The 7,898-nt window shown below is 45.7% G+C and carries 12 protein-coding genes; 5 read left to right on the plus strand and 7 right to left on the minus strand.

Annotated features, from left to right (window positions below):
* The 7 genes from ACTUJY_RS20555 to ACTUJY_RS20585 all read right to left on the minus strand — a co-directional run.
* Positions 1–224, minus strand: a 224-nt coding sequence (locus tag ACTUJY_RS20555) for a hypothetical protein (RefSeq protein WP_463618015.1), incomplete at its 3' end; no start/stop codon positions are given.
* Positions 218–1,912: a DEAD/DEAH box helicase family protein gene (locus ACTUJY_RS20560; RefSeq protein ID WP_463618016.1), complete on the minus strand. Its 1,695-nt coding sequence runs from the start codon at positions 1,910–1,912 to the stop codon at positions 218–220. The genes ACTUJY_RS20560 and ACTUJY_RS20555, both read right to left, overlap by 7 nt.
* A gap of 49 nt (positions 1,913–1,961) precedes the next feature.
* On the minus strand, positions 1,962–2,489 hold the full coding sequence (locus ACTUJY_RS20565; RefSeq protein ID WP_463618017.1) for a DUF669 domain-containing protein: 528 nt from the start codon (positions 2,487–2,489) through the stop codon (positions 1,962–1,964).
* 25 nt (positions 2,490–2,514) lie between these two features.
* Positions 2,515–2,715 (minus strand): helix-turn-helix transcriptional regulator, encoded by a 201-nt coding sequence (locus ACTUJY_RS20570; protein WP_463617734.1) that lies wholly within the window; start codon positions 2,713–2,715, stop codon positions 2,515–2,517.
* Positions 2,702–3,481, minus strand: a complete 780-nt coding sequence (locus ACTUJY_RS20575) for an ATP-binding protein (RefSeq protein WP_463618018.1) — start codon at positions 3,479–3,481, stop codon at positions 2,702–2,704. Before ACTUJY_RS20575 ends, ACTUJY_RS20570 begins: the two co-directional genes overlap by 14 nt.
* Complete coding sequence (locus ACTUJY_RS20580; protein WP_463618019.1) at positions 3,478–3,876, minus strand: hypothetical protein; 399 nt, start codon at positions 3,874–3,876, stop codon at positions 3,478–3,480. The genes ACTUJY_RS20575 and ACTUJY_RS20580 overlap by 4 nt, the downstream gene beginning before the upstream one ends.
* Positions 3,877–4,164: 288 nt before the next feature.
* Complete coding sequence (locus ACTUJY_RS20585) at positions 4,165–4,743, minus strand: helix-turn-helix domain-containing protein (RefSeq protein ID WP_463618020.1); 579 nt, start codon at positions 4,741–4,743, stop codon at positions 4,165–4,167.
* Positions 4,744–4,863: 120 nt separating this feature from the next.
* Between ACTUJY_RS20585 and ACTUJY_RS20590 the strand changes: the two genes are divergently transcribed.
* The 5 genes from ACTUJY_RS20590 to ACTUJY_RS20610 all read left to right on the plus strand — a co-directional run.
* Entirely contained in the window at positions 4,864–5,067 is a 204-nt protein-coding gene (locus ACTUJY_RS20590) for a TraR/DksA C4-type zinc finger protein (protein ID WP_463618021.1), read from the plus strand.
* Positions 5,068–5,069: 2 nt separating this feature from the next.
* Positions 5,070–7,208, plus strand: coding sequence for a bifunctional DNA primase/polymerase (locus tag ACTUJY_RS20595; protein ID WP_463618022.1), 2,139 nt, complete (start codon positions 5,070–5,072; stop codon positions 7,206–7,208).
* Positions 7,195–7,533 (plus strand): hypothetical protein, encoded by a 339-nt coding sequence (locus ACTUJY_RS20600; protein ID WP_463618023.1) that lies wholly within the window; start codon positions 7,195–7,197, stop codon positions 7,531–7,533. The genes ACTUJY_RS20595 and ACTUJY_RS20600 overlap by 14 nt, the downstream gene beginning before the upstream one ends.
* Positions 7,530–7,682, plus strand: a complete 153-nt coding sequence (locus tag ACTUJY_RS20605) for a hypothetical protein (RefSeq protein WP_463618024.1) — start codon at positions 7,530–7,532, stop codon at positions 7,680–7,682. Before ACTUJY_RS20600 ends, ACTUJY_RS20605 begins: the two co-directional genes overlap by 4 nt.
* On the plus strand, positions 7,679–7,898 hold a 220-nt coding region (locus ACTUJY_RS20610), incomplete at its 3' end, for a hypothetical protein (protein ID WP_463618025.1). The genes ACTUJY_RS20605 and ACTUJY_RS20610, both read left to right, overlap by 4 nt.

The following is a 7,898-nucleotide window of genomic DNA, read 5'->3' on the forward strand; positions in this document are numbered from 1 at the left end:
CATAAGGTGCGCGTGTCTTCTTCACCAATTTCTGAGAATCCTAAATGGCCGCGTAAGGGGCTTTCTCGTACTGCTTGGCGTTCTGCTGCGTCCAGTAAGGCTTTTGTGGTTGGTCGATCATTCGCTGCATCACGTTGTTTCGTGTCTATTGTTTCACTCTGATTGGGTGCAACAGTTACATTGTTGAGTCGTTCGCGCAGTGCTTGAGTTTCGGTACTTAACATAAACGTTCCTCGTGTTCATAGATGATTTCAATGGCGGCTTTGTGTGGTAAAAACAGATCAACAGTCACTCCGTCAATCGGTTTTAAAATTGGATAAGTGTTAAAAAGCTCGATGGCATGTTGTGCGGTTTGTGGCGTTTCAATGCCGGGTAGTGTGAGTGCATGCCAATCCCTTTGTGCGGTTCGTCCTGCAATTCCTCGGTAACCAAAATAAAAACTTTTGTAGGCGATTTTCATTCCATCGAGAGACTGAAACGCCAATTGCAAATAAGCGCGGTTTCCATCTTTAATTTTGTGTAAATAGGTTCGCGCTACCTGAAAGTATTCGGGTTTGCCTTGGCTGCTTAAAACCGCTCCAGATTGCGCAGTGAAAGAATGAGTCACGAAAATCAAATCACAAGCGCTGCAATGCGTTGAGCTAGGCGCGTTTTCATGCTCGCAGTTTGGACAAATACGAACCGGCTGGGGTTGAAATTGAAAGCTGCAAAACTTGCATTTAATCGCGTATAGACTGACCAACTCCTGACAATTTTCACATGCTTTAACACGCTTGATGGTTTGTCCTTTTTCTGGTGGAGTTGCGCAATCGATGGGGCCGAAGCGTTCCAAACATCCGCCAAAATCCAATAATAAGCAATCGACTTTTCTCGTTTCTGGAGAGAGGCGAGCGCCGCGTCCCACCATTTGAATGAACAAGCCAAGTGATTTGGTCGGGCGCATCATCACAATGCAATCAATGGGCGGAATGTCCGTGCCTTCGGTTAATACTCCAACATTCACTAAGCCATCGACTGTTAAATTGTGAGCCGCTTCAATCAGTCGTTCACGTTCGTCATCGTCCATATCACCGTGAATGACTGGGACGGTGTAGCCCATTTCAGTGGCGACCTGAGAGATTAATTCGGCGTGTTTAATGGATACCGCAAAAAACAATGAGAGTTTGCGTTTCTGAGCTTTAAGCGCGATGCGTTCCCATTCGAGAAGTGCCGCCACCACTTGTGGGTATTGGTTCACACGTTGCTCTAATAAAGTTTTCGGAAAATCGTTGCTGCCACCTAAACCTTTGAGATTGGGTTTACCTAAATCATTAACCGGTTTGGCAGTGATTGGAACTAAATAACCCTGTTCCATTAATTGCTTGATGTTCATTTTAAAGGCGACACCATCAAAAACTGTGGCGCTATCCTCACCGTAAATTAATCCATCGTTCATCCGGTAGGGTGTGGCAGTAAACCCAGTGACGTTCACTTTAGGATTGATTAAACGTAATGCCTGAATGATTTTTTTGTACGCGGATTCGTCTTTCGGTCCGGCGTTGTGCGCCTCATCGATAAGAACCAAATCAAACTTTTCGACGTTGTGTACGATGTTTTTCAAACTGTCGCGACTGGCGATGGTCACTTGCGCAATTTCTTTTCGTTTAAGCTTAGCGCAATACACACCGAGCGGACATTCCGGAAAAACTGTTAATAGTTTTTTCTCGGCTTGTTGAATGAGTTCTTTTCGATGCGCCAATACTAAAATGCGAGCACTGGGTTTGAGCTTTAAAATTATTTTTAACAACGCGGAGAAGACAACCGTTTTACCCGCGGCTGTTGGGAGCACTATCACAGGATTTTTACCCGGATGTTGACACCAGTAAGTAAACAAGGCATCAATCGCTTGTTGTTGATAATCACGTAATTGCATAGAGGTTTATTGCACGCTCAAGTGTGCGCCGCCCGAAGGCGGCAAGGGATCAGCTTAAAAAGTTAGGCATTGCGCCAGAATGGGTTTGTGCTTGTGTGATATGTGGCTGTGGAACGTTAAGGGGTTGTTGTGTTGATTGAGCTGACATTTCTTTGGGCAAAGGTTTAAATCCAAAGATGATGTTTTTATCAGGGTAGCGGCCGGATTTGTCCACTTCTTTACCGACACGACCGATAAACTCTTTGCCTTCTAACGCATGCACTTGACTGGTTTTTAACGAGCCTTGCGATGGCATGTGACAAGCAATGAGCCAAGCTTTAATTTTTTCCAATGAGATCCGAACGGCGTCGCTGTTTGGGTGTTGTACCACAAAGTTGGTCCAGATCTTACGGCCTTTGTATTCGCCACTTACCACTTCAAATTCCACAATAAACATTTTGCCATTGGCAATGTCTTCTAACTTAACATTGACAGCTTGCAGGGGTTGATCACCATTGGGGATCAAATCAAAGGGTTTGGCCACGTCGATGGTATCGAGATCACCAATCACTAAATCTTGGTTCACAAAATTATTCATAGGTCTTTTCCTTTTGGTTTCTTTCTCAATTGATCAATCGCGCTTGAATGTATGCTTCGAGATCGGACAAGCGATATCGGATCCTATGGGAATTGAGCTTTACATAAGGCGGACTTCTTTCGGGATGTCGTGATCGCATTTTTCTTAAGTACGCCTCGGTGTATCCAAGGTAATGCGCAGCCTCTTTTGTTGAGAACATCACTTTTTGATCGTCATGCAGCTTCATGAGGTTGTACCTGTTGATAGAAATGACGAATGCCGTTAAATAATTCCTTAAAATCGAGCGGCATTTCAGCGGGTAAATTAAAACGGTTTTTCGCTTCGTGACTGGCGCAGTGTTGAGTGTGCATCAAACGTTTACCAAACGATTTGGCAACAGTTCGCTGTGTCATACCGTCTTGCACTTTGCGTTTGGATTTATCAAAGTCGGCAAACAACAAAACGTCTGGCCATTGTAAGAAGGGGGGCAGGGCACGCTTTTCGTGTAAGTCAGGAAGCCAGCGATCATAAGCTTCGCCGGTTGGATCATTAAACGAAGAAACCACCGCATGGCCAATCAACACAATGTTCATGTTGCGCAGGTTGCGTAATTTTTCCAGCTTGGCAAAAAACTTTACGAACCATTCGCCTAACGCAACATTACCTTTGCCATAATCAATGTCACCAAACGATTGTTTGCCGTGACGACGTGCCACTTCCTCCATTACCGCGCGTTGAAACGAAGACACCGAGTCCACAATCAATGTTCGGTAATGGGTTTCGTTATCGATGAGTTCATCAATCGCGTCAAAATAATCCTGTGCATTTTCCGGTTGCGCAAAGGCAGGGACGTCCAGTCCCACCGCGCCATCTTCCCCTGGCAATAAAATCGGAGCGGGCGAACCCAAACACGATGACGTCGTTTTTCCAACACCGGCTGTACCATAAATGGCAACGCGCACCGCTTTTGGAGAGGCGGCGCTTTTTACCGCGCCTAACGTCATTCGACTCATGCTTGTACCGCCTTGAAAGAAGGAACTCCAGGTTCAATGGTCAACAGCGGTGAGAGCTTCGCGTAATGTTCCGGGTGCAGTTCGGCCAAACGTTGCACTGCTCGACGGTCTTCTTTGTACACGGTTTTGGTTTCGACTTTGAAAGGCTGCAGCGCTTGAGGGATGGTTTTTAAGATGGCTGGCAGTTTTTGCTCATTCCAAATGCGCTTGTTGTTGATGGTGGCTGCCAGTTGACCCAAGGTGCGCTTACCGGTGGGCTTTGAGGCGATGGACTGCTTCATTTCGTTGCTTTCTGCCATTTGGCGTTCTACCTCCAATCGGGCGATTTTCGCGTCTTCTTCTACGGTTTTCAGTTGTACCCACTGTGTCTGCAATTGTTCAAAACTTAAGCTCATTCTCAATCCTCACTTCTGGTTACGGTCTGCCAATGTCGCGGCAAGGTGTAATTTACAAAAAAATAACACGCAATGCAACACAAATAACACATAATTACACAGAAAATTGCAAGTTATAGCCCGGTTGTGGCGACTAAAGGAAGGGATGCAGTGTAAAAAATGCGGATAAATACACGTTGAGGTGTTGTTTGGTGTGTAATTTTGTGTTTAAAGTAAAAAAGAGAAACGGAGGACAAAAAAAAGCCCGGCTTGGCCGGGCAGGGGAATTTCCTCGCTAAATCACGAGAATTAAAACTTGTTTTTTAGCGCTTGGGTGACACGGCCAATGATTTCAGGTGGCTGGGTCAGTTCGGAAAGCAGCGCTGAGTCGTTGCTGTAAGACGGATTATCGTAAACCAAACGAGGACCTGATGGTATGGCTATTTTGATCCGACAAAAAAACTCGAGCCCATCAGCAGAACGCATGGCGTACACCTGGTCATGCTTCAGTTCAGTTGCGGGTTCGACAAAAGCCAACTCACCGGGATTCAGCGTTGGTGACATGTGGTCGGTTTTCACTGGCACTTGTTGCCCGCGGATCAAATACTCGTCGTTTTTGTTGATCGTAAACGCCGATATGTCCACATCCAATTCTTTGGCCAGCGTTCGTAACGCGTCCGAAGAGGGAGAACGATACCCATTGAGCCAATTGGTTAGGCGTGAATACGAATACTCGGAGTGCTTTGCGAACTCCCGAACGTTTTTGTATTTCTCAAGGATTTCCGCCTTGATGCGCTTGCCAATTTCCTCGCGCTCGACTTTTTGATCGTCCATTTCTTGCGCTCCACTGTGTTTGTTTTCTGTCATTTGTGTGTATTTGTGATTCATTTTGTCACGAATATACACGGAATAACACGGTAAAACAAATATATAACACTGTTTGTGGGCGTTTTACGTACTTTTCTCGGCCCGTTTGGGTCATTTTTTGCACCGATGAGGAACCACAGAATGGATATTGCCGATCACGCCGATTTACAACAAGAACGGTTATTGCAAATGCGATTGAACGCACGCGTAACTTACTCGGGCGTCTCACCTGAACTTTGTGATGAGTGTAATGAACCGATTGAACCCAAGCGACGACATTTAATTCCTGGCACGGTGCATTGCGCCGACTGTGCAAACTACCTTGAAAACTTAACTCGGCGGTAACTATGACGTTTCAAAATCATTTAGACGCAGCGTTGTTTTACGCAAAAAAAGGTTGGGCCGTGTTGCCTTTGCATTCCGTTGAAAGCGACGGTCGATGCAGTTGCCGACGAGCCGATTGTGTTTCACCGGGTAAACATCCGCGCACCATAAAAGGAGTAAAAGATGCCACAACAGATAAGGACATCATTACCCGTTGGTGGACGAGCTGGCCCGATGCCAACATTGGCATTGCCACCGGAAAACAATCGCAGTTGGTGGTGCTCGATTTTGACGACAAACTCGGCGGGCTCGAAGAGTACCGACGTTTGCTTCAAGAGCACGAAGTATTGAACAAGACGATCCAAGTGCAAACCGGTTCGGGCGGCTTTCATATTTATTTGAAGTATCCGGAAAGTGTGCACGTAGGTTGTCGAAATAAACTCGGAGGAAAAGGGGTGGAGGTTCGAGGCGATGGCGGTTACGTCGTCGCGCCTCCCTCCAATCACATCAGCGGTATTCACTATCGTGAGTACGGCCAAGGAAACGCATTAATAGAGCCATCATTGGCTCTTTTGTCTTACATAGGACAACGCAATGGCAACGCGCCCGAACGCATTCAAGAATTCAAATCCGACATTCAACTGACTGACAGTGAATTGCATCGATTAAAAGACGCGTTGGAACACATTCCTGCGCTAGGCGATGACTGGCTCCATGTGGGGATGGCCATTCACGATGCAACCGGCGGCAGTAGCGAAGGGTTTCATCTTTGGGAAGCGTGGAGCAAAACCGAACCCGGTTATGAAGATGCGGATTGGAAAGCGCACTTTACCCGCTGGCAAAGTTTTCGAAGTGATCAAACCGAAAGGCGCACATTAGCGAGCGTGTATCAAAACGCTAAAGAGCGCGGTTGGTTTTATGTGCCAGAAAGTGAGCTAGGTTTTGTGATGGATGTTGAACCTAATCCAACAACGAATGAATTTTCGTTTGAAGATGATACATCGACAAACCTTGAACCAAAGAAGAAACGCGAAGTCATGAAAGTTGGCCGGTTAACTGTTCCAGTGGTGGATAAGGAAATGCTGCCGGAATGTTTTTCCATTGGTGAATTACAACAAGAAGTGATGAACGTTGAGTCGCTTTGGGGGGACCATATTTTATTTATGGGATCATTACTCATGGTGGCTGGTGAACCTAAAATTGGCAAGAGTCAATTCTTTCTCAGAATGGCTGTGCAAGCGTCCATTGGGGGGGAGTTTTTGGGGATCCCATTTACTCGTCCGTTGCGCGTTCTTTGGGTGCAAGCGGAAATTCACGGCGCTTGGTTAAAAGATCGTGTGGGAACCTCGACCAATCAAAAAACGCCAGAGCAACTCGCAAAGATTTATAAAAATTTATACGTCACACCTCGTTTAGATCTCACGCTTACCGACGATACGGATTTTGCCGTTGTAGCCACGATGGTGCGCAATATCAAGCCCGACATTATTTGTATTGATCCAATCATTAATTTTTCCGAAGCCAATGAAAACGATGCGCCCGACGTTCGCCGATTAATGCGACGCGTTTCTACGTTAACCAACGTTGATGGAAAAGAAGCAGCGTTAGTGTTGATCCATCATGTGAAGAAAGGCGGGGGAAAGGTTGATGTGAATCAATCCGCGTTTGATTTAATTCGAGGTTCCAGCGCGTTTCGTGGAGCTTACGATTCGGGTGTTGTTTTGGCTCGTAATAAGTTTGACGAAATTGAAGCGCACTTTGAATGTCGCAACGGCAAAAGTCCGGACAAAACTGGTTTGAATTACGATCCTAACACCAACGCGTGGATCATGTTTAAACCGTCCATCAGCAAGGAAGGCAATCACTTTTCGTGCATTGAGGAGGATGAAGGACCGCTCTCACGCAACGATTTTGAACGTTGGAGTACCCTGGTGTATGACTTTATGGAACGCTCCAACAAAGCCTCATTCGAACGCTTTGAATTAGAAATGGAACTCATCCGACAAATGAAAGCGCGAAAATTAAAACCTTACGCAGAAAAGAAAACGCGGGAAATATTGCAAGGCATTCCCAAGCTTTATCCCAACGTTGAAGTCGATAGTCGTGGCCGCGAATACCGCATTAAATTTAAAACAGGAGCTCATATTAATGAATATAACTGAACGTGTAACCAACTCAAATAAAACTCAATCTCGTATTGTGACAACTGGTGAAAAAATGATGCGTGACATCTTACGCACCATTGAAAAAAAGAACCACGATTACGGCGGTTACGACGATGAGTTTGCCAATTTTAGTGCCACGCAAATCATTAACGTAGCACCTGCTAAAGGCGTCCTTGTGCGCACCATTGATAAGATTGGGCGTATCAATACCTTTATCGAAAAAGGCCGCTTAAAAGTCGAAAATGAAGGTGTCACGGATGCGATCAAAGACACCATCGGTTACATGATCATTTTGGCAGCGATGTTGGAGGCCGAACGATGAATCGATTAAACATTAAAGAAAAAGCACGTTTGATGTACGCCTTGGATGAAAAACCGATGGCCATTGCGCGTGCATTAAATCTCTCGCCCCATGTGGTTCATCAAATGGTAAAGCCACTCAAAACGACTAAAAAAAGAGGCGCGTTATGATTATACAACTGGCTCATTTTCAGCAAATTTCTGGCGGCACTTTCTGTCGGCATTTTAGAGGTGCAAAATGCCGGCTGCGTAAGTCGTTGATTACAAAGGGGAGTAGCCTGTTACTTTCTGTCGGCAAAAATCTTGACATATTATGGCAAAAAACAACTAAGTCATTGATTGCTAAAGACGTTAACCGGCATTTTTCTGTCGGCACTTTTTCTGCCG

This window comes from Pleionea sp. WD8-19, from assembly GCF_055326765.1.

What these genes read in the sequence shown, in the direction of transcription:
- ACTUJY_RS20595 (WP_463618022.1), top strand. Translation starts at nt 5,070, where the DNA reads ATGACGTTTCAAAATCATTTAGACGCAGCGTTGTTTTACGCAAAAAAA.
- ACTUJY_RS20580 (WP_463618019.1), bottom strand. Translation starts at nt 3,876, where the DNA reads ATGAGCTTAAGTTTTGAACAATTGCAGACACAGTGGGTACAACTGAAA.
- ACTUJY_RS20560 (WP_463618016.1), bottom strand. Translation starts at nt 1,912, where the DNA reads ATGCAATTACGTGATTATCAACAACAAGCGATTGATGCCTTGTTTACT.
- ACTUJY_RS20585 (WP_463618020.1), bottom strand. Translation starts at nt 4,743, where the DNA reads ATGAATCACAAATACACACAAATGACAGAAAACAAACACAGTGGAGCG.
- ACTUJY_RS20605 (WP_463618024.1), top strand. Translation starts at nt 7,530, where the DNA reads ATGAATCGATTAAACATTAAAGAAAAAGCACGTTTGATGTACGCCTTG.
- ACTUJY_RS20575 (WP_463618018.1), bottom strand. Translation starts at nt 3,481, where the DNA reads ATGAGTCGAATGACGTTAGGCGCGGTAAAAAGCGCCGCCTCTCCAAAA.
- ACTUJY_RS20590 (WP_463618021.1), top strand. Translation starts at nt 4,864, where the DNA reads ATGGATATTGCCGATCACGCCGATTTACAACAAGAACGGTTATTGCAA.
- ACTUJY_RS20565 (WP_463618017.1), bottom strand. Translation starts at nt 2,489, where the DNA reads ATGAATAATTTTGTGAACCAAGATTTAGTGATTGGTGATCTCGATACC.
- ACTUJY_RS20600 (WP_463618023.1), top strand. Translation starts at nt 7,195, where the DNA reads ATGAATATAACTGAACGTGTAACCAACTCAAATAAAACTCAATCTCGT.
- ACTUJY_RS20570 (WP_463617734.1), bottom strand. Translation starts at nt 2,715, where the DNA reads ATGAAGCTGCATGACGATCAAAAAGTGATGTTCTCAACAAAAGAGGCT.